Below are 23,536 nucleotides of genomic sequence, written 5' to 3'. Positions count from 1 at the left end.
GCTGGATAGAGTACCTGGCTACGAACCAGGCGGTCGGAGGTTCGAATCCTCCAGGACGCGCCACTCTTTAGGGTTTCTTTTATAGATATCCTGATATTGGGAGTACCGATATCGAAACTTGCGCGTCCTTAGCTCAGCTGGATAGAGTACCTGGCTACGAACCAGGCGGTCGGAGGTTCGAATCCTCCAGGACGCGCCACTCTTTAGGGTTTCCTCGTGAACTCCTGATATTGGGAATACCGATATCGAAACCTGTGCGTCCTTAGCTCAGCTGGATAGAGTACCTGGCTACGAACCAGGCGGTCGGAGGTTCGAATCCTCCAGGACGCGCCACTCTTTAGAAAAAGCCTCGCTTATGCGGGGCTTTTTTGTATCTGATGTTTGGCTATGAGATTCAACGCCTTTCAACCGTTTTAGCGCTATCTACCCCTGTGAGATCCTGTTTCGGCGTATGATTCTGGACTCTTTTATCCAATGGCATTGCTTCGCTTAAATAGTCACTCCGAAGCTTCTGTTTGTGTTCTCTATCGCCTGACTGATGAACCGCTACCAATAGCTCCCGATAAACATTAACGAAATTATCGATGTTTAACTTGTGTTATCAAGGTGTTTGTATTGTGTTAATTTAATCTATCTTTCTGTTTTTATTTTACTTTCTTCCTAAAGACTCTTTTCATTTTGAAATCCCAATCGCAGTTTTCATAAACACTTTAATTTAGTGTGGTTATATGTTGAGCGAACCCACTAGCGAAGTGAATTTTAGTGTAATTTGTGATCTGGGTAGTGAATAAATAATCAATATTAGAGATTATTTAAAAGCTTCCTTAAACAAAATTGACAAAATTTAACCAATCGAGATAATCCATTGGTCGGGATTTGACGCTATTAGAGTCCTGCACATTGTCAGGATGACAAAGAAAGGAAGCAACATGACGAATATAGGAAGCCTGCTAGTAGATGCGGCCACCCTGATGCTAACAGGGATGGCGGTCGTATTTATTTTCCTCACCATTCTAGTTTATCTCGTTCGGCTATTGTCGAAATTGGTACCGGAAGAAGTACCTGCGCCGATCGCAGCACCGAAAACAAATACCAACATTCAACCAACCTCTTCAGCTGTTAGTCCACAAGTAGTGGCGGCGATCTCGGCTGCGATTCATAAACATCGCGCCTCTGTCGTGAAGTAGCCGAAAGATAGGATTAAAAAGGAGTTTAAGAGCATGTCTAAACCACTGGCTATCACTGATGTGGTCCTTCGTGACGCCCATCAATCCCTGTTTGCTACGCGTATGCGTATCGAAGATATGCTGCCTATCGCAGCTGAGTTAGATAAGGTTGGTTACTGGTCTTTAGAGACCTGGGGTGGCGCAACATTTGATGCGTGTATCCGTTTCTTGGGAGAAGACCCATGGGAGCGCCTACGCGAATTAAAAAAAGCGATGCCAAACACACCAATGCAAATGCTACTACGTGGTCAAAACCTTTTAGGATACCGTCATTATGCTGACGACGTAGTAGAGAAGTTTGTTGAGCGTGCTCATGCCAATGGTATGGACGTGTTCCGCATCTTTGATGCAATGAATGACGTACGTAACTTCCAAAAGGCGGTAAAAGCGGCAGTAGATGTCGGTGCTCACGCACAAGGTACCTTGTCTTACACCACGAGCCCAGTGCATAACACAGACACATGGGTTGACCTTGCTAAACGTCTTGAAGACTTAGGTTGTCACTCTCTTTGTATTAAAGATATGTCTGGTCTGCTTAAACCTTATGAAGCGGAAGAGCTGATCACACGCATCAAAGCATCTTGTGATGTGCCACTAGCGCTTCACTGTCATGCAACGACCGGTCTATCTACTGCGACCGCCGTGAAAGCTGTAGAAGCGGGTATCGATATTCTTGATACTGCGATTTCCTCGATGAGTTGTACATACGGCCATACGCCTACTGAGACCGTGGTTGCGATGCTGCAAGGCACTGAGCGCGATACCAATCTGAAACTAGACCAAATCGAGCCTATCGCGGCTTACTTCCGTGAAGTACGTAAGAAATACGCCAAGTGGGAAGGTCAGCTAAAAGGTGTGGATTCACGCATTCTAATCGCCCAAGTTCCTGGGGGCATGCTGACCAACATGGAAGGTCAACTAAAAGAGCAAGGTGCTGCGGATCGTATTGATGAGGTACTGGAAGAGATCCCACGCGTGCGTGAAGATCTTGGCTTTATCCCGCTGGTAACACCGACGTCTCAGATCGTTGGTACTCAAGCGGTAATTAACGTGTTGACAGGTGAGCGTTATAAGAGCATCACCAAAGAAACCGCTGGTGTTTTGAAGGGTGAATACGGTGCAGCGCCTGCTCCTGTTAATACAGCACTTCAAGCGAAAGTGTTGGATGGTAAAGAAGCCATTACATGCCGCCCTGCCGATTTACTTGAAGCGGAAATGGAAACCCTAACGGTTGATTTGATGGAGAAAGCACAGTCTGAAGGCATTAAGCTCGCAAGTGAACGTGTTGATGATGTGCTTACTTACGCACTGTTCCCTCAAGTTGGCCTGAAGTTCCTGAAAAATCGTGGTAATCCAGATGCCTTCGAACCAGCCCCAACGCTAGAAGCTGCGAAGCCTGCTGCTGCACCTGTAGCACAACCTGTATCTGGTGGCGTTGAAACTTACAGCGTGCGTGTTGATGGCCAAGTGTATGCAGTGGAGGTAGGCCCTCAAGGTCAATTAACTTCTGTGACGCCAAATACAGCAACTGTACCTGCTCAACCTGCAGCGCCGAGCGCACCTGCAAATAGTGCCGCTGAAGCGGTGCCAGCCCCTCTTGCGGGCAACATCTTTAAAGTGAATGTTCAACCGGGTGCTGAAGTTGTGGAAGGTGACGTTCTCCTTATCTTAGAAGCGATGAAGATGGAAACTGAAGTTCGTGCAGCACGTGGTGGGGTAGTTCAAGAACTGAACGTGAAAGAAGGTGATGCCGTTACGGTTGGTTCGCCACTGTTGAGTCTAGCGTAAGGGAGTATCATGGACGGATTGATGACCCTATGGTCAGAAACAGGGATCGCTAACTTCGAGTTTGGCCAAATCTGTATGATGCTGGTTGGCTGTGCCTTGCTGTTTTTAGCGATTAAAAAAGGCTTTGAGCCCTTACTGTTATTACCAATTGGCTTTGGTGCCATCTTAGCGAACATTCCAAACGCTGGCTTTACCGATCCGGGCGGTTTGCTGTACTACGTCTACTACATTGGGATCGAGTCGGGCGTGTTCCCGCTATTGATCTTCATGGGCGTAGGTGCGATGACCGACTTTGGTGCTTTGATTGCGAATCCGAAAACCTTGTGGTTAGGTGCTGCGGCGCAGTTTGGTATCTTCGCAACATTGTTTGGTGCGATTCTACTTAACTATGTTCCGGGTATGGAGTTCTCCATGGCGGATGCATCGTCTATCGCGATCATCGGTGGTGCGGATGGCCCAACGGCTATTTTCTTGGCGAGTAAACTCTCTCCAGATCTGTTAGGTGCGATTGCCGTGGCAGCATACAGCTACATGGCTTTAGTACCGATCATTCAGCCACCAATCATGAAAGCTCTGACAACCAAAGAAGAGCGCCAGATCAAGATGGCCCAGCTTCGCCATGTGGGTAAGTGGGAGAAAGTGATCTTCCCACTTGCTGTTCTACTGATGACGATTCTATTCTTACCATCGGCAACGCCTTTAGTTGGTATGTTCTGTTTGGGTAACTTGATGCGTGAAGCTGGTGTGGTGGATCGTTTATCGAAAACCGCTCAAAACGAACTGATCAACATTGTGACCATTTTCTTAGGACTTGGTGTTGGTTCTAAGTTGCAAGCTGAGCAGTTCTTGAACCTAGAAACGTTAGGTATCTTGGGGCTTGGCGCAGTCGCATTCAGTATTGGTACTGGCGCGGGTGTTCTGATGGCGAAACTGCTCAACAAGTTCTCGAAAGAAGACATCAACCCACTTATTGGTGCGGCAGGCGTTTCTGCAGTACCAATGGCGGCACGTGTTGTGAATAAGGTAGGCCTAGAAGCAAACCCACAAAACTTCTTGTTGATGCACGCAATGGGACCAAACGTTGCTGGGGTACTCGGTTCAGCGGTAGCGGCTGGTATTTTGCTCGCACTTGTTGGTTAGTGTGTCACCGTAAGTAGCGCCTGAAAGTTGGTGGATATTCTATGAAATGGAATTAGCTATCAATTTACAAATTGGCGATTAACTTCGACAAACAAAATGGTTTATAGTCAAAGGGATGCTCTTGCATCCCTTTTTGTTTTCTCGCAGGGAATGGGTTATGGAACACAAACAGATAGCGATTACCGAATTTGGCGACGCAGACGTTCTTGCACTGCAAACCACCACAACACCGGCACCACAAGCGGGTGAAATCCTCATTAAAGTTGCCTACTCAGGCATAAATCCAATTGATGTTAAAACTCGAGCAGGGCTTGGATGGGCTGCCGCACAAAATAAAGATAACTTACCTTGGGTTCCGGGTTATGACATCTCAGGAAAAGTTGTTTCCTGTGGAGAGGGAACGTCGCGTTTTAATGAAGGCGACGAGGTAGCAGGGTTTATCGGCTTCCCTATACGAGGCGGTGGTTACAGCCAATACGTTTGTGTTCCCGAATCTGAACTCAGCCATGTTCCAAATACTGTCACTTTAGAAGCGGCAGCGGTTCTACCTCTTGCGGGGCAAACGGCGGCTCAAGCATTAAGCAAGGCCAATGTTACCGAAGGCGACCGAGTATTGATTCTCGCAGGCGCTGGTGGCGTTGGACATATAGCGGTACAAATCGCCGTCGCAGCCAAAGCCGAAGTCTTTACCACCTGCAGTGAGCGAAATTTAGACTACCTCGCCACATTGGGGGCGCATGCAGTGAACTATCAATTTGCGCCAGTGTCAGAACGTGTTGAAGATGTGGATGTTTTGATTGATCTTGTTGGTGGCGATGCCGCACTTGATGCTCTCAAATGCCTGACTGATGATGCACGAGTCATCACCGTTCCAACCATTACCGCCGAACTGATCTGCGAAAGGGCGAAGCTGCTTGGCTTTGAGGCGAGCGGTATGTTGGTGGAACCCGATCGCGAACAACTCGACACCTTACTTTATATGGTTGGGGTTGGATTGTTGAAAACAGAAATACAACACGTCTATCCGATGAATGAGGTTGTGGAAGCACACAAACAAGTCGAATCCGGACGGACGCGAGGCAAGATCTTGCTTGATATGACATGTTAGAAGCCTTTAATGCGGCTTTCGAAAACCTAGCACTGTGGTTTTCTGACTCTGCATTGTGGGTGCTATTCATCACCGGTTTTCTCAGCGCCACTTTGTTACCTGGTGGCTCTGAGGCTGGATTGATTGCCACCTTATCGCTAAACCAATACTCAGTTTCTTCCATCATTATTGTTGCCACCATTGGTAATACCCTTGGCGGTCTTACTAACTATTGGCTTGGGTTGTGGATTCCAAATAAAACCCAAGATGAGAAGCACGCTCATACCGCATTGAAGTGGTTATCTAAATATGGGTATTGGGGATTGTTTTTTAGCTGGTTACCAGTGATTGGTGACCCGCTATGTTTAGCGGCAGGATGGTTAAGGATGAAATTTCTGCCGTGTTTGGTTCTTATATTTTTAGGCAAAGCCGCAAGGTATAGCTTGTTGGCCGCCATCTATCTCGGTTTATTTTAAGGAAAGCGCATGAGAATGTTTTGGGTAAGCGCGTGCTCACTATTAGTGATCACGGGCTGTGCATCAAACTCCCCTGTATCATCACTGCCTGATGGAGTTACTTTCGTCGAGTCATCGAAAGCGGAAGAAGGCAAAGTGAAAATCCCATACCAGAAATATCAACTCGATAACGGTCTTACGGTGATTCTGGCACCAGAAGATTCAGACCCATTGGTTCATGTTGATGTGACTTACCACGTAGGTTCAGCACGTGAAGAAATTGGTAAGTCAGGTTTTGCTCATTTCTTTGAGCACATGATGTTCCAAGGCTCTGAGAATGTGGGGGATCAAGAGCACTTCAAAATTATTACGGAAGCGGGTGGCACCCTAAATGGCACCACTAACCGTGACCGCACTAACTACTTCGAAACCGTACCAGCTAACCAGCTAGAGAAAATGCTGTGGTTAGAGTCGGATCGTATGGGCTTCTTGTTGGATGCGGTATCGCAGCGTAAGTTTGAGATCCAACGCTCTACTGTGAAGAACGAACGTGCCCAACGTTACGATAACCGCCCGTATGGTTTGATGTGGGAACGTATGGCTGAAGCGCTGTACCCTGAAGGCCACCCATATTCATGGCAGACGATCGGTTATGTTGAAGATCTTGATCGCGTTGATGTGAACGATCTGAAAGCTTTCTTCCTACGTTGGTATGGTCCAAACAACGCGGTATTGACCATTGGTGGCGATATCGATGTTGAACAAACGCTGGCGTGGGTGAATAAATACTTCGGCTCTATCCCTCGTGGTCCTGAAGTGGAAAATGCACCTAAGCAGCCTGCGAAACTAGCAGAAAGCAAATTCATCACCTTAGAAGACCGTATTCAGCAACCTATGGTCATGGTGGCATGGCCTACAACCTACAACGGTGAAGCAAATCAAGCGTCACTAGATACGCTATCAAGTGTACTAGGTAGTGGCACTAACAGTGTGCTTTATCAAGACTTAGTTAAAACCCAGAAAGCAGTCGATGCAGGATCGTTCCATGATTGTGCTGAGCTGTCGTGTAACTTCTATGTCTACGCGATGGGAGACTCTGGTGACAAAGGCGATCTTACTAAGTTGTATGATGAGTTGATGGCATCGCTTGATAAGTTTGCCAAAGACGGTGTAACCAAAGATCGCCTTGAACAATTGAAAGGCAAAACGGAAGCTGATGCGATTTTTGCTCTAGAAAGTGTGAAAGGTAAAGTAACGCAACTGGCGTCGAATCAAACGTTCTTTGGTAAACCGGATCTGATTGAAGAGCAACTTGAACAGCTTCGTGCGGTGACGCCTGAATCCGTAGAGAAAGCATACAGTGATTTCATTCAAGGTAAGAACAAGGTAACGCTGAGCGTTGTGCCACGTGGTAAGACCGAACTTGCGGTAAAACCTGCGACGTTTGTGACACCAAAGCGTACTTTGCCAGAGTACGAAAAGATTACTGATGACCAATTGGCGTACCGTCGAGCGACGGATAACTTCGATCGCTCTGTGCAGCCGCCTGTTGGTGCCCCAGTAGAAGCAACCATGCCGAAGTTGTACGACATCCACTTCAAGAATGGCTCTGAGTTACTGGGGACCATGAGCAGCGAGACACCAACCGTGACCATGCAGTTTAGCTTGCCAGCAGGGACACGATTCGTTGAGAAAGGTAAAGAGGGTCTTGCTCAGTTGACCGCGGCGATGCTGCAAGAAGGCACGACAAAACATTCAGCTGAAGAAATTCAAGCAGAGCTGGACAAGTTAGGCAGTGTGATTGCTGTTGATGCGACGGGGTATACCACAGACATCAGCGTTTCTTCTCTGGAGAAAAACCTAGCGCCAACGCTAAAGATTGTCGAAGAAATGTTGCTATTGCCAGCATTTAAGCAAGAAGACTTCGACCGCGTAAAAGCTCAAGCACTAGAAGGTTTGGTGTATGAACATCAAAAACCAAGCTGGATGGCATCGCAGGCAAGTCGCCAAGTGCTGTATGGCGATTCTATCTTTGCACGTCCGAAAGATGGCACCAAGGCGGGGCTTCAAGCGCTGACGTTGGATGATGTTCGTGATTTCTATGCGAAGCACTACACGCCACAAAGCGCACAGATCATTGCCGTTGGTGATATCTGCAAAGCGGACTTAGAGAAACAGCTGTCTTTCTGGGCAAATTGGCAAGATGAAGCCGCTCCACTTTACGCGCCGCAAACTATCGCACCACTCGGTACGCAAAAAGTGCACTTGGTGGATAAGCCAGGGGCACCACAAAGTGTGGTCATGATGGTTCGTCAAGGCATGCCTTACGATGCAACAGGTGATTTCTATCTAGGTCAGTTAGCAAACTTTAACCTAGCGGGTAACTTTAATAGCCGTATCAACCAAAACCTTCGTGAAGACAAAGGCTACACTTATGGTGCTTATGGTTATTTCTCCGGTAATGTAGAAACGGGATCGGTTGTATTTACTGCGCAAGTGCGTGCGGATTCGACGGTGGCGTCTATCATCGAGATGGAGAATGAGTTGAACGAGTTCTCACAATCGGGCATGACTGACGATGAATTGAAATTTATGCGCCAAGCGGTCGGTCAAAAAGATGCACTGAAATATGAGACGCCAACACAGAAAGGCAAACTCATCAGTGATATTTTGAAATACAACTTAGATAAAGATTATCTACAACAACGAAACGCTATTGTTGAGACCGTCGATAAGCAGACGCTCAACGCTCTAGCACAGAAATGGTTTGACCCGTACGACTATCAAATCGTGGTCGTCGGAGATGCGAAATCCCTTCGCCCTCAACTAGAAAAGTTAGGGAAAGACGTGGAAGAGCTTGAAATCATTCGATAGAGTACACATTTAATAGCGGAGAGGAGACTCTCCGCTATTCGTTTCTAACTAGATAAATGACTTTTTGATGGGTTATTTATCTAGATGGATTATATATCAATAACTTAGCTTTCACTTGCCATGCTTGGCGAGTGTCCTGCTCCCAATATAAGCGAACCTCATTTTGACTGATTTTGCTGCGCGACTAAAACAAGTTGCATCAAACCCAGAAGTATTTAAGCAGTTTGGACGCGGTGTTGAGCGAGAAACTTTGCGCTATCGTCAGGATGGACACCTAGCAACAACACCTCATCCAGAGGGTTTGGGCTCAGCGTTCACAAACAAATGGATCACGACAGACTTTTCAGAATCTCTACTGGAATTCATTACGCCTGTATCACATGAGATTCCTGAATTGATGGGGCAGTTGAAAGACATCCATCACTTCACTCAAACCAAAATGGGTGAAGAGAAAATGTGGCCACTTTCGATGCCATGTTATGTAGGCACTGAAGATGATATTCAGTTGGCTCAATATGGCTCATCAAACTCAGCAAAAATGAAAACGCTTTACCGTGAAGGTTTAAAACGCCGCTACGGTAGCTTGATGCAAATTATCTCGGGTGTGCACTTCAACTTCTCTTTCCCTGAATCGTTCTGGGATGCGCTGCATGGTGAGCAAGGTGAAGAAGCTCGCCAAGAAACGAAATCTACAGCGTACTTTGCTCTAATCCGTAACTACTACCGCTTTGGTTGGATGATCCCGTACTTCTTTGGTGCTTCACCAGCATTGTGTGGCTCGTTCATTCAAGGACGTGAAACGGATCTGCCATTTGAGAAAATTGGTGGCACCTTATACCTACCAAAAGCAACCTCTCTGCGCCTGAGTGATCTCGGTTACACCAACAGCGCTCAAAGCGTGCTTAAGATTGGCTTTAATAGTATCGACCAGTATCTTGAAGGTTTGAGTGACGCGATTCGTCGTCCATCTGAAGAGTTTGCTGAGATTGGTGTGAAAGTCGATGGTGAATACCGTCAGCTTAATTCAAACATTCTGCAAATTGAGAATGAACTGTACGCCCCAATTCGTCCGAAACGTGTGACTAAGAGCGGTGAAAAGCCTTCGGAAGCGCTTAAACGTGGCGGTGTGGAATACATTGAAGTTCGCTCGTTAGATGTGAACCCATTCAGTGCCGTTGGTGTGAGTGAAGAGCAAGTTCGCTTCCTTGACCTATTCCTAACGTGGGCTGCGCTTTCTGACTCTGACCCGATGGATAACTGCGAGCTAGAATGCTGGCGTGACAACTGGAACAAAGTCATTGTTTCTGGTCGCGAGAAAGGCTTGATGCTGCAAATCGGTTGCCAAGGCGAGCGTCTGTCTCTGCAAGATTGGGCTCATCGTGTGTTCGCTGACCTTCGTTTGATTGCGGTTGAAATGGATGCCGCAGCTGGTGGCAATGCGTACCAAGCGGTTTGTGACAAGCTAGAATCTTGGATTGATGAACCAGAGCTGACTATTTCTGGCCAACTGCTTGAACTGACAAAAGAGCACGGCGGTTTGGGTAAAGTGGGTTGTGCGCTTGGTATGAAGTTCCGTGAAGAAAACCTAGCACACAGCTATGAGCAATATTCAGCTGACGCTATGGAAACGGAAGTTGCGACATCGGTAGAGAAGCAAAAACAAGCAGAGCAAAGTGATACGTTATCCTTCGATGATTTCTTAGAAGATTACTTTGCTTACCTACAACAATAATCAGTAGTAAGGACAGGGATTGGACATTAAGCCGTTAGTGGTGTCTGTACTTGGGAGCGTGATGTTAGCCGGTTGTGCGACTGCGCCCCCAAAGCAACAAGACAACCTATGTGAAATATTCCGAGAAAAATCTGGTTGGTATGAAGATGCCAAAGATATGGAAGAAGAGTGGGGCACGCCAATCAACGTGGCCATGGCGATCATTAAGCAAGAAAGTAGCTTTCGCCACGACGCTCGACCACCAAAAGATTACATTCTTGGCTTTATTCCATGGGGGCGTGTAAGCAGCGCATACGGCTATGCCCAGGCTCAAGATCCTGCTTGGGATGATTTCCAAGATGCAACGGGACAAGGCGGTTCACGTACTAACTTTGACGACTCCATGATGTTTGTCGGTTGGTATACCCATGAAACTCGTCGCCAATTGGGCATCTCGTTGTGGGATCCTTACAACCAGTACCTTGCCTATCACGAGGGGCGTGGCGGTTACAAACGTGGAACTTATAACAGCAAACCAAGCTTGATTAAGGTTGCAAGACGCGTAGAGCAAACCGCAAAGACTTATGGCTGGCAGCTGAAACAATGTCGTCAGGAATTAGAAGACAACAGCGGCTGGTTCTTTTAGCTCACTCAATCCATGGATTATGAGTGAGGGAATGAACAGAAATAACGACCAATACTTGTGAGTGTTGGTGATTACAATCAGGAGAGATGTAATGCCTTTATTAGACAGTTTTACCGTAGACCACACACGCATGAATGCACCAGCAGTCCGTGTGGCTAAAACGATGCAAACTCCAAAAGGGGACACCATCACGGTATTTGACCTACGTTTCACTGCGCCAAACAAAGACATCCTTTCTGAGAAAGGGATTCATACATTAGAGCACTTGTACGCAGGCTTTATGCGTAATCACTTAAATGGTGAGAGTGTTGAGATCATTGATATTTCACCAATGGGCTGTCGCACTGGTTTCTACATGAGTTTGATTGGCACGCCTTCAGAGCAACAAGTGGCTGACGCTTGGATTGCTGCGATGGAAGATGTTTTGAAAGTAGAAAACCAAAACAAGATCCCTGAGTTGAACGAGTACCAATGTGGTACAGCAGCAATGCACTCTCTGGATGAAGCAAAGCAAATCGCGAAGAACATTCTAGAAGCCGGTGTATCAGTCAATAAGAATGACGAGCTTGCGCTGCCAGAGTCAATGCTAAAAGAGCTACGTATCGACTAATCTGTCTTTCAGATAAGAGCGTAGATTCAAACGCATAAAAAAGAGCCTGACAATGTCAGGCTCTTTTTTGTTTTTTCGACGCTATTTATCGCTACTTTTCTTGAGTTTTTGGTACACCTTAACAAGCTTTATGCGATTCTCTTCAATGTCGACAATTTCCATTGGATGCCCAGCGACTTGCACGCTTAAATGGCTTTCTGGAATGTCTTCTAAATGTTCTAGAATCAGACCATTCAAAGTACGTGGACCATCAGTCGGTAGTTTCCACTTCAAGCCTTTATTGATATCTCGGATATTGGCGCTGCCTTCTATCAAGAAACTACCATCACCTTGCGGAGTAATTTCTTCCGATAAACTTGGTGCGATAGAAGTGGTAAATTCGCCAACGATCTCTTCCAAGATATCTTCCAACGTTACCAAGCCATTAATGTCGCCATACTCATCGACAATCAAACCAATGCGCTGTTTGTTGCGCTGGAACTTTAACATCTGCACATTCAGAGGTGTGCCTTCTGGGATGTAGTACACCTCATCGGCGGCTCGTAGCAGTGTTTCTTTGTTGAACTCGTTCTTCTCTAGCATCAAACGGTACGCTTCGCGCAGACGCAGCATACCCACCGCTTCATCAATCTGGTCACGATACAGCACAATGCGGCCATGAGGAGAGTGAGTCAGTTGGCGGACGATAGATTTCCAATCGTCATTGATGTCGATGCCAGTGATCTCATTACGTGGCACCATGATGTCGTTCACGGTGACGTGTTCAAGATCCAAAATCGAAACCAGCATGTCTTGGTGGCGACGAGGAATAAGGCCGCCCGCTTCGTTGACCACGGTACGCAGTTCTTCTGAGCTTAAGTGATCTTCAGTGTTGTGATCCGCTTTCACGCCAATCAAACGAATAAAGCCGTTGGTAATGAAGTTCACCAACATCACCAGTGGTGACAGTATCTTCATCAGAATAGTAAGAAGGATACTACTTGCGTAAGAAACACGCTCTGGGTAAAGCGATGCGATAGTTTTCGGCGTGACTTCGGCAAACACCAAGACAACCATGGTGAGTGCACCTGTTGCTATAGCGACACCTAAATCACCATACAAACGCATACCAAGAATGGTTGCGATGGCAGAGGCTAGGATATTCACGAGGTTGTTGCCGATAAGGATAAGACCAATCAGGCGATCTGGGCGGTCTAGTAGTTTTTCGACTCGCTTCGCCCCTTTATGCCCATTATTGGCTAAGTGCTTTAAGCGGTAGCGGTTCAAAGACATCATCCCTGTTTCTGAACCGGAGAAGTAACCTGATATGACGATAAGACACGCGAGTAGCGCAAATAAGATACCCGTAGATATGTCGTCCAAAACGCAGCAGTTCCTTGTATGTATTTGGTTAATTTATGACCGAGCTTGGTCATTAAGTCAATGGAATAAGGGGTACTCTATTTTATTTGCCCATCAATATAAAGGATAAGGAGCACAAGGCTCCTTATTAATTGCAATTTTATAGATGGAGAACATCAACTTAAAATGATCTCTTTCACAAAGCGACTACCGAAGTAGGCCAAGGTTAACAATGTCGCTCCCGCAACGGCAAACCAAGTAACCTTCTTACCACGCCAGCCTTTCTGGTAGTGTCCCCAAAGCAGAATTGAGTACACAATCCAAGCGATGAAAGAAAGGATGCCTTTGTGTGCTTTACCCTGAGCAAACATGTCTTGTACGAAGACAAAGCCAGTAATTAATGTGCCTGTGAGTAATAGGTTACCAATCAAGATAATCTTGAATAGTTGTCGTTCAACCATCATCAATGGTGGCAAGTTTGGATTAATTGCTAACGACTTCTTGGCTTTGAGCTTGTGGTCGAGCCATGCCAGTTGCAGCGCGTATAGCGCACCAATGGTCAAAGTCGCGTAGGAGAACAGCGCAAAAGAAATGTGAATAAGTAGCTTAGGGTCGTTCTCTAAATGCTTAATAAACGTGCTTGGTAAGAATGTAGCAGCAGTTAAATTGATGGCAGCAAAGCTATAAACCACAGGAAGAAGGAACCATAGGCGGTTCTTTAACATCGCCACACTCATTACCAGCGAAATAATAAAGCTGATCAAAGAGGCAACATTAAGAATGCTGAGGTTTTGTCCTGAACCGTCGAAAATCAGATCACTCAGAATCCAAGCGTGAAAAACCAACGCACATGCCGCGCTGGCAAATACGGTTTTCGCTTTGATTCCAGACTGCTGAGAGAGTCCGGGAATGATGGTCGCAATTGCCAAAACGTAAAGAATGGCGGCTGCGATGGCAATTAAGCTATCCATGAATCTTAAGAGTTATTGTGCACAATGGTGAAAATTATACCTTGCATTACTCTTTGGGGCTATGGGCGATGCCTCATCAATCACGAGAGATGAGATATTGAAATTAACGAGTTAGCCCTCAAGTTAAGGATAAGAGCAGTGTTCGGGTATGACTGTGACGTTGGCTAAGGTATACTCACACTAATTAATCGCCATTTTAGCGAAGAGACAAAGATGTTTGAGAATTTAACGGATCGATTATCCAAAACGCTGAAGAATATCAGTGGCAAAGGTCGTCTGACCGAAGACAACATTAAAGAAACCCTACGTGAAGTACGCATGGCACTATTGGAAGCGGACGTTGCGCTTCCTGTTGTACGTGAATTTGTAAACCGCGTTAAAGAAAAAGCGGTTGGCGTAGAAGTTTCTAAATCCCTAACGCCGGGTCAAGAGTTCATCAAGATCGTTCAAGCTGAGCTTGAAGCGGTAATGGGTGAGTCTAACGAAGCGCTTAACCTAGCAGCACAACCGCCAGCAGTGCTTTTGATGGCAGGTCTACAAGGTGCGGGTAAAACCACATCGGTAGGTAAGCTTTCTAAGCTACTAAAAGAGCGTGATAAGAAGAAAGTCTTGGTTGTGTCTGCCGACGTTTACCGTCCTGCGGCAATCAAACAGCTAGAAACCCTAGCATCAGACATCGGTGTCGACTTCTTCCCATCTTCACCAGATCAAAAGCCAATTGATATTGCTAACGCAGCTATCGACCACGCGAAGAAGAAATTCTACGACGTGTTGATTGTCGATACCGCAGGTCGTTTGGCTATCGATGAAGAAATGATGGGGGAGATTAAAGATCTTCACTCAGCGATTAACCCTGTTGAGACGCTGTTTGTTGTTGATGCAATGACAGGTCAAGATGCGGCGAATACAGCAAAAGCATTCGGTGATGCGCTACCGCTAACCGGTGTAATTCTGACTAAAGTGGATGGTGATGCACGTGGTGGTGCAGCGCTATCAGTTCGTCACATCACAGGCAAGCCAATTAAATTCCTAGGTGTGGGTGAGAAAACCGACGCACTAGAACCGTTCCACCCTGATCGTGTTGCATCGCGTATTCTAGGTATGGGTGACGTACTGTCACTTATCGAAGACCTACAACGCAATGTAGACCAAGAAAAAGCAGAGAAGCTAGCGAAGAAGTTCAAAGAGAAGAAAGGTTTTGACCTTGAAGACTTCCGTGAACAGCTAGGTCAAATGCAAAACATGGGTGGCATGATGGGCATGCTAGACAAGCTACCAGGCATGTCTCAGCTACCATCAGACGTGAAAGACAAAGTTGACGACAAGATGTTTAAGCAGATGGAAGCGATCATCAGCTCAATGACAATGAAAGAACGTCAACGCCCAGAAATCATCAAAGGTTCGCGTAAGAAGCGTATCGCTGCAGGTTCAGGTGTTCAGGTTCAAGACGTTAACCGTCTGCTGAAACAGTTCACCCAAATGCAGAAGATGATGAAGAAAATGCAAAAGGGCGGCATGAAAGGCATGATGCGCAACATGCAAGGCATGATGGGCGGCGGCGGTATGGGTGGAGGCGGTGGCTTCAATCCATTTGGTCGTTAAACGATTGCCTAGACTTTAGTTTCAGGGTGTTAGCTACATCACAAACTTGAATTTCAATTTATGTTGGTGAAAAAGTAACTAAATCCCTTGCATTGCTTCGGGATAAGAGTAAAATTCCGGAGCTTTATTTTGGCACGAGACCCCAGATTGTTCAGTTTTATGAATGATTATTGGGGTTAATTTTATTTTTGAGAAAGCAAAGAGGACGACATGGTAACCATTCGTTTGGCACGTCACGGCGCTAAAAAGCGTCCATTTTATCAAATCGTAGTAGCGGACAGCCGCAACGCTGCAACTGGCCGTTTCATCGAGAAAGTTGGTTTCTTTAACCCAACTGCACAAGGTCAAGAAGAAGGTCTACGTCTAGACCTAGACCGCGTTAACCACTGGGTTGGTCAAGGCGCGTCTCTATCTGACCGCGTTGCTAAGCTAGTTAAAGACGCTCAAAAAGCGGCTTAATTTTTTACTTTAGAAGTAGAAACTAGTTTATGTCGATGAAAGGTAAAGAAACAATGAGCAACGAAAAGATTGTTGTAGGCAAGTTTGGTGCTACTTACGGCATTCGTGGTTGGCTTAAAGTTTTTTCCTACACAGACAATGCTGAAAGCATTTTCGATTACAGCCCTTGGTTTATTAACCAAAAGGGTACGTGGGTTGAGTACAAAGTAGAAAGCTGGAAGCGCCATAACAAAGGTATGGTGGCTAAGCTGGAAGGTCTAGATATTCGTGAAGACGCGCATCTAATGACAAACTTTGAAATTGCTATCGACCCTGCGGTACTTCCTGAATTGTCAGAAGATGAGTTCTACTGGCGTGAATTGTTTGGGATGCAAGTTGTAACCACTAAAGGTTACGATCTAGGTGTCGTATCTGACATTCTAGAAACTGGCTCAAACGATGTTCTGGTTGTTAAAGCAAATCTTAAAGATGCTTTCGGGCAGAAGGAACGATTAATCCCGTTCCTTGAAGAGCAAGTGATCATCAAAGTTGATCGCGAAGCTCAACGGATCGAAGTTGACTGGGATCCTGGATTCTAATCTCCAAAATTACAGAGCGAGATAAACATGTGGGTTGGCGTAATTAGCCTGTTTCCTGAAATGTTCCGTTCTGTTACTGATTTTGGGGTAACAGGTCAAGCGGTTAAAAAAGGTCTTTTGTCGATTGAGACTTGGAATCCTCGCGATTTCACTCACGACAAACATCGCACTGTCGATGACCGACCTTACGGTGGTGGCCCTGGTATGCTAATGATGGTTCAGCCTTTGCGCGATGCCATTCATACCGCGAAAGCAGCCTCACCGGGTAAGACGAAAGTCATTTACCTTTCTCCTCAAGGTCGCAAACTCGACCAAAAAGGGGTTGAAGAACTGGCAACGAATGAGAATTTACTTCTGATTTGTGGCCGTTACGAAGGGGTAGATGAGCGCATCATTCAATCTGAAGTCGACGAAGAATGGTCGATTGGTGATTTTGTGATGACGGGTGGTGAGATACCAGCCATGACGTTAATCGATTCTGTCTCTCGGTTTGTTCCGGGTGTTCTAGGGGATTTTGCGTCAGCAGAAGAAGACTCTTTTGCAAATGGCTTGTTAGATTGCCCTCACTATACGCGTCCTGAAGTGTTGGATGATAAAGAAGTACCAGCGGTACTGATGTCAGGCAACCACAAGGACATTCGTCAATGGCGACTAAAACAGTCGCTAGGCCGAACTTGGCTAAGAAGACCAGAGCTCCTGGAAAACCTAGCTCTGACTGACGAACAGGAACAATTACTTGCTGAGTTCATTAGTGAACATAACGCAAAGTAACCTAATTTATTTAGTATCAGTTTATTCTAGGAATTTAAAAAATGAGTAACATCATCAAGGCTCTTGAAGAAGAGCAAATGAAATCAGGCCTGCCTAAATTTGCACCAGGTGACACTGTTGTAGTTCAGGTTAAAGTTAAAGAAGGTGAGCGTGAGCGTCTACAGGCTTTTGAAGGCGTTGTAATCGCAATCCGTAACCGTGGTCTTCACTCTGCTTTCACTGTACGTAAGATCTCTAACGGTGAAGGTGTTGAGCGTACGTTCCAAACTCACTCTCCAGTTGTTGATAGCATCGAAGTTAAACGCCGTGGTGCAGTACGTCGTGCCAAGTTGTACTACCTACGTGAGCGTTCTGGTAAGTCAGCTCGTATCAAAGAGAAACTTGCTAAGAAGTAATGCTATAACTAGCGTTCTCATAGTAAACGGAGCCCATTTGGGCTCCGTTTTTTTATGCGTGAAAAAGTTAGGGAACGGACTTCGTCCTTCGAGATGCGGGAATGCTACGCTTCGAGATTTGAGAGCGCTTCGCTTTAGGAACCGAGAGGTGTTGTTGGATGGTTAGTGCAAGAAGTTTGGTCTCGAAGGTGTTGACAGAACTTGTCCTTAGAAAGGCAAAATGAACCGAATCCCGAATCCCGAATCCCGAATCCCGAAAAACAAAAAGGGCCGATGCTCTCACATCAACCCCTTTATTATTCTCGAAGCTTAGCGTCCTTGTTTCTCGACTCTAGCTTCTCAATTCTTTAGTACTGGTCTTCAGACCAACCATCGCTATCCGACATATCCGGTGCACCGGCGATGGCGTTTTCTTCATCTGCCCATTCACCAAAATCAATCATTTGGCATTGTTTACTGCAGAAAGGGCGGTGAGGGCTTTGTTCGCCCCACTCAACGTCAGCGCCACATTGTGGGCATGGAACGACTGTAATTTTAGACATCGTCATTCGTCCTATTTATTCGGTGTTCAAAGGTATTAAGGCAATAGTAGTGCTAGTTGAGCTTAGCTACAAACAGCAAGTTCAAACTCGACATCTTGCGTGCAAGCTTGACCACTTTCAAAAGCCATAAACTTGATGGCGAAACGGTTCTTATGACCCGAAATCATCGGGTAGACACCGTATTCCATTGGGATGTGTAAACGTAAAATATTGGCTTCATCAGCATCACTTTGGAAAAAGCCTGCGCGGGCGATTTGTGCTTTGAAGTGACCCGTTTCGCGAGTAAGTTTTAACCATAGCGCTAACGCATCAGAAAGTGGCTTTAAGCTGACTTGCCATTGGTTAGCATCGTGCTTTTTGCGCTCAATCGGTAAATGAAGCCAATAATGCAAAGCGGGTAGGTCGAAACAACATGAACCACCAGGTAGATTGAAACGCTGGCGAATTGAACTTAAGAAGCGGTCTTCTTTTAATGCTTGGCCGAAGCGCTCAGCTGTCATCAATTGGCTGTGTACGACATCGATCTCTTTTAGAAGCTCATTCAGTGCTTGTTGATCTACGCCATCAACATTGAGCCAGTTACGATAAGCTAAACGCTGCTTTTCAAGATCTTTAGCGAGTTCGCTTTTTAGCTGGATTTGCTCGAAGATCTCGACCATATCGAAAAGGGCACGAAAGAACAGCTGATATTGATGGTTATCTGCAAAACCAGAGGCTAGATGAGCCTGACGCAGCAAAGACTCAACTCTTAAATAGATGCGAGTTTTTTCATTTAATGGATGTTCAAATTTGTGCGTGGTCATCGACATTAGCCTTGGTGAGTTTCATTCCTATTTTCGCAGATTTTTCTTACACATGGCTAGGTACTTTTCGTGTAAATCTGTGATTTGAAGCAAAAGATCTGGGTCATCTGGATTATTCTTCACCACATCATCGGCCAGAGCAAGTCGTTGCTCACGAGAAGCTTGGGATGCCAAGATGGCTTTTGCTTGCTCTTCGCTGACATTATCGCGTTTTACGGTTCTTGAGATCTGGGTTTGTGGGTCAACATCCACAACAAGAACGCGATCACATAAGCTATCAAGCTTATTCTCTACCAATAAAGGTACAACTAAAAGCGCGTAGTCCGATGTGACTTGCTCCAAGTCTTCGATCATCTTTTCACGAATCATCGGATGCAATAAACCATTAAGCCATGCTTTCTCTTCTGGATTAGAGAAAATCTTTTCTCTTAATTTGGCTCTATCAAGTGTCTGATCATCGCGAACAATATCCGCACCAAAGTGTTCGATGATGGCATTAAGTCCGGGAGTTCCCGGTTCTACAACTTCGCGAGCTACGATATCAGCATCGACAATGTCGATTTTGAACTGCTGTTTGAATAGGTTTGCCACCGTGGTTTTGCCACTCGCAATACCGCCGGTTAAGCCAATAACAAAAGCCATTTACACTCCTAGAATCGACGTAAAGTACCAGTTGAGGATTTGATGGCCCCAAATTAGGCTCACCCATCCCGCAATTGCAAGGTAAGGGCCGAAAGGAAAGGCTTTCTCGATACCTTGTTTTTGCAAACGCAGTTGGATAAGACCAAAGATGACGCCCACTACTGATGAAAGCAAAATGATCATTGGTAGTGATTGCCAACCTAGCCAAGCACCTAATGCTGCAAGGAGTTTAAAGTCGCCATAGCCCATGCCTTCTTTGCCTGTAAGGAGCTTAAACAACCAGTAAACACTCCAAAGACACAGATAACCTGCCATAGCACCAATGATGGAGTCTTGTAGGTTAACTGGGCTGATACCAGAAAGCGCGAGCGCAATACCTGCCCACATTAATGGCAATGTAAGCTGGTCTGGCAACAACATGGTATCGAGATCGATAAACGTGGCAGCAATCAATACAAAGGTAAAGAAAACCAGCGCGACAGTGAAGTAGCTAAAACCGAAGTGAAAAGCGATAAAACCCGAACAAAAGGCACTAAGCAGTTCAATAAGAGGGTAGCGTGCACTGATAGGAGATTGGCAGTTGTGGCATTTACCGCGTAGAAGCAACCAACTAATCACTGGGATATTGTCACGAATACGAATTTGCGTGCCACATTGCTGACAAGATGAGCGTGGTACGCTTAATGTCAGTTTCTCTTTTGGTGGTTCGATTTTGTATTCAGGGAATGATTCCGCGCATTCGCGTCGCCATTCTAATTCCATGATTTTGGGTAATCGATAAATAACAACGTTGAGGAAACTACCCACGATCAAACCAAAAACCGTGGCAAATACAACGAATAGCCATGGGTAGTACTGGAATACTTCCATATCTGTCTCTTGAGCGATGAATCAAACAAGCAAGATGCTGTTTTGAAGGAATTAATTTGCTAAAGGATCATTCTATCCCAATACGCTCATCAAGTTAAAGATTGGCAAGTACATTGCTGTGACCAAACCGCCAACAACGACACCGAGAAAAACGATGATCAGCGGCTCCAAAATCTTACTTAGGTTATCGACGGTATTGTCGACTTCAAACTCGTAAATTGCTGCAATCTTGTTGAGCATGTCATCCAAGCGGCCAGATTCTTCGCCAATCATGACCATTTGTAATACTAGTTCGGGGAAGACATTGCAGTTGCGCATCGCAATATACATTGGCATGCCCGCAGCCGTATCTCGGTATACCTCTTCGATTGCCAATTGATAGTGCATGTTACCCGAGGTTTTTGAGGTGGTTTTTAACGCGGTGAGGATTGGGATGCCAGCACTAAAACTGGTCGCAAGCGTACGGCTAAACTTGGCAATGGCGGCTTTGGATAAAACAGGTCCCAAGATGGGAATCTTTAAACTGGATCGAGCGAGTAATAGCTTGAAAGAATCAGAGCGGTTCGATATGACTTTTGAGCCGATCAAAAGACTCAAGAAACCGAGTCCAATGAAGGGCCCCCAGTTTTGAGTCCAAGCAGAGAGGTCTAATACCATCTGAGTAAAAGCAGGTAAATCCGCGCCAAAGCCTACAAACATCTTTTCAAACTCAGGAATGACCCGGGTCAGCATTAGGTAGGAAACCCCTAAGGCAACCAAGACAACCATAGCCGGATAAATAAGCGCTTTGATCACTTTCGCGCGTAACTGTTCGCTTTTTTCTCTGTAGGTTGCCAAGCGCTCGAAGACTTGGGATAAGTTACCTGACTGCTCGCCCGTTGCGATTAAATCGGTATAAAGCGGGTCAAAATGCGTGCTAGCTGTACGCATGGCTTTCGACATTGGCGTTCCGGCCTCTACCGCCCGTGTCACACTCATTAAAATCGATTTCATTTCCGCTTTTTTATGGTTTTCTGAAACCAACTTAAGTGCCTGAACAATAGGGACGCCTGTCATCAGCATGGTAGCTATTTGGCGAGTAAACACCGTGATGTCTTTACCTTTGACTCTGTGGCTCAGTTTGGTGACAAAAGAAATACTACCTTTTTTCAGTTTCTTAATTTTTATGTGCTGCGCGTCGAGGCGTTCTCTCACTTCAATTTCGGTCATGGCGAGGACATTACCTGAGGTCTTTTTGCCCGAGCTATTGATGCCTTTCCAACGGTAGTTCTTAAGTTGAGGAGTGATGGTTTTCATAAGCGGAGTGACTGCCTAAAATTTCTGAAAAAGTTAAAAGTAGAGAACGCGTTGTAATTCACTGAAGCTAGTGACGCCTTGTTTGAGTTTTTCTATGCCAGACATTTGTAGGGTTTGCATCCCTTTGGCGATAGCGAGTTGTTCTAATTCGTGTACTGAAGCTCCTTTTATGAGCGCCTCAGATAGGGATTCATCAAACTTCATCACTTCATAGATGCCCGTTCGACCTGAATAACCGTGGGTACACTCGTTACAACCATCTGGATTGGCTTTAAAGACATGCTCTGTGTTGATGATCCCAATATGCTTCAGTTGGGCATTTGGTTCTTGCGGCTGCCTGCAGTGTGGGCAGAGTTTACGTGCTAACCGCTGGGCGATGATCAAACTGAGTGAGGAGGCAAGGTTAAAGCTTTCAACACCCATGTTGGATAAGCGGATTACGGTTTCAGCGGCCGAGTTGGTATGTAAAGTGGAAAGAACCAAGTGACCAGTTTGCGATGCTTTGATCGCGATTTCTGCCGTATCGAGGTCCCGGATCTCACCCACCATGACAACATCAGGATCCTGACGCAAGAAAGAACGAAGTGCTTCAGCAAAGCCAAAACCGATCTTCGGCTGAACTTGAACTTGGTTAATGCCGGGTAAGTTAATCTCCACAGGGTCTTCCGCAGTCGAGATGTTGATCTCTGGTTTGTTAAGAATGCTTAGCCCTGTATAAAGAGAAACGGTTTTGCCACTACCTGTTGGACCTGTCATCAGAATCATGCCTTGTGGCCGACGCAGAGCATCCAAATAAAGCTGTTTCTGTTGGTCGCTATAACCAAGTTTATTGATATCTAATGCTGCAGAACTGCTGTCGAGCAAACGCAGTACGATCTTCTCCCCAAATAGGGTTGGCAGTGTGGAAACGCGCATATCAATGGCGGTGTCTTGGTTTAACTTAAGTTTGATCCGTCCATCTTGAGGTAAGCGACGTTCAGCAATATCGAGCTTAGATAGGATCTTTATTCGGGCAGAGAGACGGCGACTTAAGTGGCTAGGTGGCTGTTGAATTTCAATCAAAATGCCGTCGCAGCGCAAACGGACTCTGTACATATTTTCGTAGGGCTCGAAGTGGATATCGGAAGCCCCTTTACGAACGGCATCGAGTAAGATTTGGTTGATGTAACGACTGACCGGTGATTCGTCTTGGCTGAGATCTTCGATATTCTCAATCTCATCATCCCCAATCTCAACCAAGCTTGCGAGTTCGTCTTGGTTTATTTCTTTTAATCCCGACTTTTCCTGCCCAAGTGCTCGACCATATAGGCGCCGAATCGCAGCGGTCAGCTCGCGAAAATCAGCCAGAACAAGTTCGACTTGCAAGCCTGTCGCAAAACGAAAGTCGTCTTCGGCTTGAAGGTTGGTTGGGTCAGCAACCGCGAGAATCAAAGTTGATGAGGTGCGATTAAGCGGCAGAGCGTTGTGCCGAGTGATCAGATCGCGTAAGCCCAGCGTTTGGCATAACGAAGCGTATTCGTATTGATTGAGAGAAGTGCAAGAAAGCCCAAAAACAGAGCTTAGGTGCTCTGTTAATTCATGAGATTGGAAAAAGCCAGAATTGAGTAAAGCTTCTGGCATTGATATACCAGAAGCTTTAGCTTGCTCAAGTAACAGTTCTTCTTGGGAAAAAGTCAGTATTCCAGCTTGGCGAAGAACTGTTGAGAGGTTGGTTAACACTGTTAAATTT

General features: G+C 45.9%; 22 protein-coding genes and 2 tRNA genes. 16 read left to right on the top strand and 8 right to left on the bottom strand.

All coding sequences use genetic code 11. The annotated features are described in order from the left end of the window. The first annotated feature begins 122 nt into the window (after positions 1–122). From QTO06_RS14065 to luxS, 11 genes are all read left to right on the top strand, one after another. Positions 123–199: transfer RNA gene (locus QTO06_RS14065), tRNA-Arg, on the top strand. Between the two features lie 57 nt (positions 200–256). Continuing rightward, positions 257–333: transfer RNA gene (locus QTO06_RS14060), tRNA-Arg, on the top strand. A 596-nt stretch (positions 334–929) separates the two neighbouring features. Then, positions 930–1,187 carry an oxaloacetate decarboxylase subunit gamma gene (locus tag QTO06_RS14055; RefSeq protein WP_045451185.1) on the top strand — a complete coding sequence of 86 codons (258 nt, stop codon included), beginning with the start codon at positions 930–932 and terminating at the stop codon, positions 1,185–1,187. Positions 1,188–1,220: 33 nt separating this feature from the next. Further along, complete coding sequence (oadA, locus tag QTO06_RS14050) at positions 1,221–3,014, top strand: sodium-extruding oxaloacetate decarboxylase subunit alpha (RefSeq protein ID WP_045395374.1); 1,794 nt, start codon at positions 1,221–1,223, stop codon at positions 3,012–3,014. Positions 3,015–3,023: 9 nt separating this feature from the next. Further along, entirely contained in the window at positions 3,024–4,154 is a 1,131-nt protein-coding gene (locus QTO06_RS14045; protein ID WP_270049997.1) for a sodium ion-translocating decarboxylase subunit beta, read from the top strand. A 157-nt stretch (positions 4,155–4,311) separates the two neighbouring features. Continuing rightward, positions 4,312–5,262, top strand: coding sequence for an NADP-dependent oxidoreductase (locus tag QTO06_RS14040; RefSeq protein ID WP_331408570.1), 951 nt, complete (start codon positions 4,312–4,314; stop codon positions 5,260–5,262). Next, positions 5,256–5,717 carry a YqaA family protein gene (locus QTO06_RS14035; protein WP_331408569.1) on the top strand — a complete coding sequence of 154 codons (462 nt, stop codon included), beginning with the start codon at positions 5,256–5,258 and terminating at the stop codon, positions 5,715–5,717. The genes QTO06_RS14040 and QTO06_RS14035 overlap by 7 nt, the downstream gene beginning before the upstream one ends. 9 nt (positions 5,718–5,726) lie before the next feature. After that, a complete protein-coding gene (locus QTO06_RS14030; protein ID WP_331408567.1) occupies positions 5,727–8,570 on the top strand; it encodes a M16 family metallopeptidase in 2,844 nt (947 codons plus the stop codon). 163 nt (positions 8,571–8,733) lie between these two features. Beyond that, a complete protein-coding gene (gshA, locus tag QTO06_RS14025; protein ID WP_331408565.1) occupies positions 8,734–10,302 on the top strand; it encodes a glutamate--cysteine ligase in 1,569 nt (522 codons plus the stop codon). Positions 10,303–10,321: 19 nt separating this feature from the next. Then, complete coding sequence (locus QTO06_RS14020) at positions 10,322–10,927, top strand: transglycosylase SLT domain-containing protein (RefSeq protein WP_005438049.1); 606 nt, start codon at positions 10,322–10,324, stop codon at positions 10,925–10,927. 91 nt (positions 10,928–11,018) lie between these two features. After that, entirely contained in the window at positions 11,019–11,537 is a 519-nt protein-coding gene (gene luxS, locus QTO06_RS14015) for an S-ribosylhomocysteine lyase (RefSeq protein ID WP_005438047.1), read from the top strand. 81 nt (positions 11,538–11,618) lie between these two features. Here luxS and QTO06_RS14010 read toward each other — a convergent pair whose 3' ends face one another. Then, positions 11,619–12,899: an HlyC/CorC family transporter gene (locus QTO06_RS14010; protein ID WP_331408563.1), complete on the bottom strand. Its 1,281-nt coding sequence runs from the start codon at positions 12,897–12,899 to the stop codon at positions 11,619–11,621. 155 nt (positions 12,900–13,054) lie between these two features. Further along, positions 13,055–13,849 carry a cytochrome C assembly family protein gene (locus QTO06_RS14005; protein WP_005438043.1) on the bottom strand — a complete coding sequence of 265 codons (795 nt, stop codon included), beginning with the start codon at positions 13,847–13,849 and terminating at the stop codon, positions 13,055–13,057. Positions 13,850–14,062: 213 nt separating this feature from the next. Between QTO06_RS14005 and ffh the strand changes: the two genes are divergently transcribed. The 5 genes from ffh (at position 14,063) to rplS (ending at position 17,654) form a co-directional block, all read left to right on the top strand. After that, positions 14,063–15,451 (top strand): signal recognition particle protein, encoded by a 1,389-nt coding sequence (gene ffh, locus QTO06_RS14000; RefSeq protein WP_005438041.1) that lies wholly within the window; start codon positions 14,063–14,065, stop codon positions 15,449–15,451. A gap of 210 nt (positions 15,452–15,661) precedes the next feature. Then, positions 15,662–15,910 carry a 30S ribosomal protein S16 gene (rpsP, locus tag QTO06_RS13995; RefSeq protein ID WP_004410028.1) on the top strand — a complete coding sequence of 83 codons (249 nt, stop codon included), beginning with the start codon at positions 15,662–15,664 and terminating at the stop codon, positions 15,908–15,910. A 29-nt stretch (positions 15,911–15,939) separates the two neighbouring features. Beyond that, positions 15,940–16,488 carry a ribosome maturation factor RimM gene (gene rimM, locus QTO06_RS13990; RefSeq protein ID WP_005438038.1) on the top strand — a complete coding sequence of 183 codons (549 nt, stop codon included), beginning with the start codon at positions 15,940–15,942 and terminating at the stop codon, positions 16,486–16,488. 27 nt (positions 16,489–16,515) lie between these two features. Next, the gene (trmD, locus tag QTO06_RS13985; RefSeq protein ID WP_005425529.1) at positions 16,516–17,259 is read left to right on the top strand and encodes a tRNA (guanosine(37)-N1)-methyltransferase TrmD; all 744 of its coding nucleotides are present in this window, start codon (positions 16,516–16,518) and stop codon (positions 17,257–17,259) included. Between the two features lie 41 nt (positions 17,260–17,300). Further along, positions 17,301–17,654, top strand: a complete 354-nt coding sequence (gene rplS / locus QTO06_RS13980; protein ID WP_005438036.1) for a 50S ribosomal protein L19 — start codon at positions 17,301–17,303, stop codon at positions 17,652–17,654. A 347-nt stretch (positions 17,655–18,001) separates the two neighbouring features. Here rplS and yacG read toward each other — a convergent pair whose 3' ends face one another. The 6 genes from yacG to pilB all read right to left on the bottom strand — a co-directional run bounded on the left by yacG (position 18,002) and on the right by pilB (position 23,526). Next, positions 18,002–18,196 (bottom strand): DNA gyrase inhibitor YacG, encoded by a 195-nt coding sequence (gene yacG, locus QTO06_RS13975; RefSeq protein ID WP_009707573.1) that lies wholly within the window; start codon positions 18,194–18,196, stop codon positions 18,002–18,004. A gap of 62 nt (positions 18,197–18,258) precedes the next feature. Continuing rightward, positions 18,259–18,999 carry a cell division protein ZapD gene (gene zapD, locus QTO06_RS13970; protein ID WP_331408559.1) on the bottom strand — a complete coding sequence of 247 codons (741 nt, stop codon included), beginning with the start codon at positions 18,997–18,999 and terminating at the stop codon, positions 18,259–18,261. Positions 19,000–19,026: 27 nt separating this feature from the next. Further along, positions 19,027–19,641 (bottom strand): dephospho-CoA kinase, encoded by a 615-nt coding sequence (gene coaE / locus QTO06_RS13965; RefSeq protein WP_331408557.1) that lies wholly within the window; start codon positions 19,639–19,641, stop codon positions 19,027–19,029. Then, the gene (locus QTO06_RS13960) at positions 19,642–20,511 is read right to left on the bottom strand and encodes a prepilin peptidase (protein ID WP_258492794.1); all 870 of its coding nucleotides are present in this window, start codon (positions 20,509–20,511) and stop codon (positions 19,642–19,644) included. Positions 20,512–20,583: 72 nt separating this feature from the next. Next, positions 20,584–21,807 (bottom strand): type II secretion system F family protein, encoded by a 1,224-nt coding sequence (locus QTO06_RS13955; RefSeq protein ID WP_005438032.1) that lies wholly within the window; start codon positions 21,805–21,807, stop codon positions 20,584–20,586. Positions 21,808–21,840: 33 nt separating this feature from the next. After that, the gene (pilB, locus tag QTO06_RS13950) at positions 21,841–23,526 is read right to left on the bottom strand and encodes a type IV-A pilus assembly ATPase PilB (protein ID WP_331408554.1); all 1,686 of its coding nucleotides are present in this window, start codon (positions 23,524–23,526) and stop codon (positions 21,841–21,843) included. Positions 23,527–23,536 lie beyond the last annotated feature (10 nt).

Origin of the sequence: Vibrio sp. M260121, from assembly GCF_036533715.1 — a bacterium.
Taxonomy (GTDB): domain Bacteria; phylum Pseudomonadota; class Gammaproteobacteria; order Enterobacterales; family Vibrionaceae; genus Vibrio.
Note: the sequence above shows the minus strand (reverse complement) of the source record. Positions and strands in the feature narration are given on the sequence as shown.

Coding starts and splice junctions, on each gene's coding strand:
- QTO06_RS14055 (WP_045451185.1), top strand. CDS start 930: ATGACGAATATAGGAAGCCTGCTAGTAGATGCGGCCACCCTGATGCTA.
- oadA (WP_045395374.1), top strand. CDS start 1,221: ATGTCTAAACCACTGGCTATCACTGATGTGGTCCTTCGTGACGCCCAT.
- QTO06_RS14045 (WP_270049997.1), top strand. CDS start 3,024: ATGGACGGATTGATGACCCTATGGTCAGAAACAGGGATCGCTAACTTC.
- QTO06_RS14040 (WP_331408570.1), top strand. CDS start 4,312: ATGGAACACAAACAGATAGCGATTACCGAATTTGGCGACGCAGACGTT.
- QTO06_RS14035 (WP_331408569.1), top strand. CDS start 5,256: ATGTTAGAAGCCTTTAATGCGGCTTTCGAAAACCTAGCACTGTGGTTT.
- QTO06_RS14030 (WP_331408567.1), top strand. CDS start 5,727: ATGAGAATGTTTTGGGTAAGCGCGTGCTCACTATTAGTGATCACGGGC.
- luxS (WP_005438047.1), top strand. CDS start 11,019: ATGCCTTTATTAGACAGTTTTACCGTAGACCACACACGCATGAATGCA.
- QTO06_RS14005 (WP_005438043.1), bottom strand. CDS start 13,849: ATGGATAGCTTAATTGCCATCGCAGCCGCCATTCTTTACGTTTTGGCA.
- ffh (WP_005438041.1), top strand. CDS start 14,063: ATGTTTGAGAATTTAACGGATCGATTATCCAAAACGCTGAAGAATATC.
- rpsP (WP_004410028.1), top strand. CDS start 15,662: ATGGTAACCATTCGTTTGGCACGTCACGGCGCTAAAAAGCGTCCATTT.
- rimM (WP_005438038.1), top strand. CDS start 15,940: ATGTCGATGAAAGGTAAAGAAACAATGAGCAACGAAAAGATTGTTGTA.
- trmD (WP_005425529.1), top strand. CDS start 16,516: ATGTGGGTTGGCGTAATTAGCCTGTTTCCTGAAATGTTCCGTTCTGTT.
- rplS (WP_005438036.1), top strand. CDS start 17,301: ATGAGTAACATCATCAAGGCTCTTGAAGAAGAGCAAATGAAATCAGGC.
- yacG (WP_009707573.1), bottom strand. CDS start 18,196: ATGTCTAAAATTACAGTCGTTCCATGCCCACAATGTGGCGCTGACGTT.
- zapD (WP_331408559.1), bottom strand. CDS start 18,999: ATGACCACGCACAAATTTGAACATCCATTAAATGAAAAAACTCGCATC.
- coaE (WP_331408557.1), bottom strand. CDS start 19,641: ATGGCTTTTGTTATTGGCTTAACCGGCGGTATTGCGAGTGGCAAAACC.
- QTO06_RS13960 (WP_258492794.1), bottom strand. CDS start 20,511: ATGGAAGTATTCCAGTACTACCCATGGCTATTCGTTGTATTTGCCACG.
- QTO06_RS13955 (WP_005438032.1), bottom strand. CDS start 21,807: ATGAAAACCATCACTCCTCAACTTAAGAACTACCGTTGGAAAGGCATC.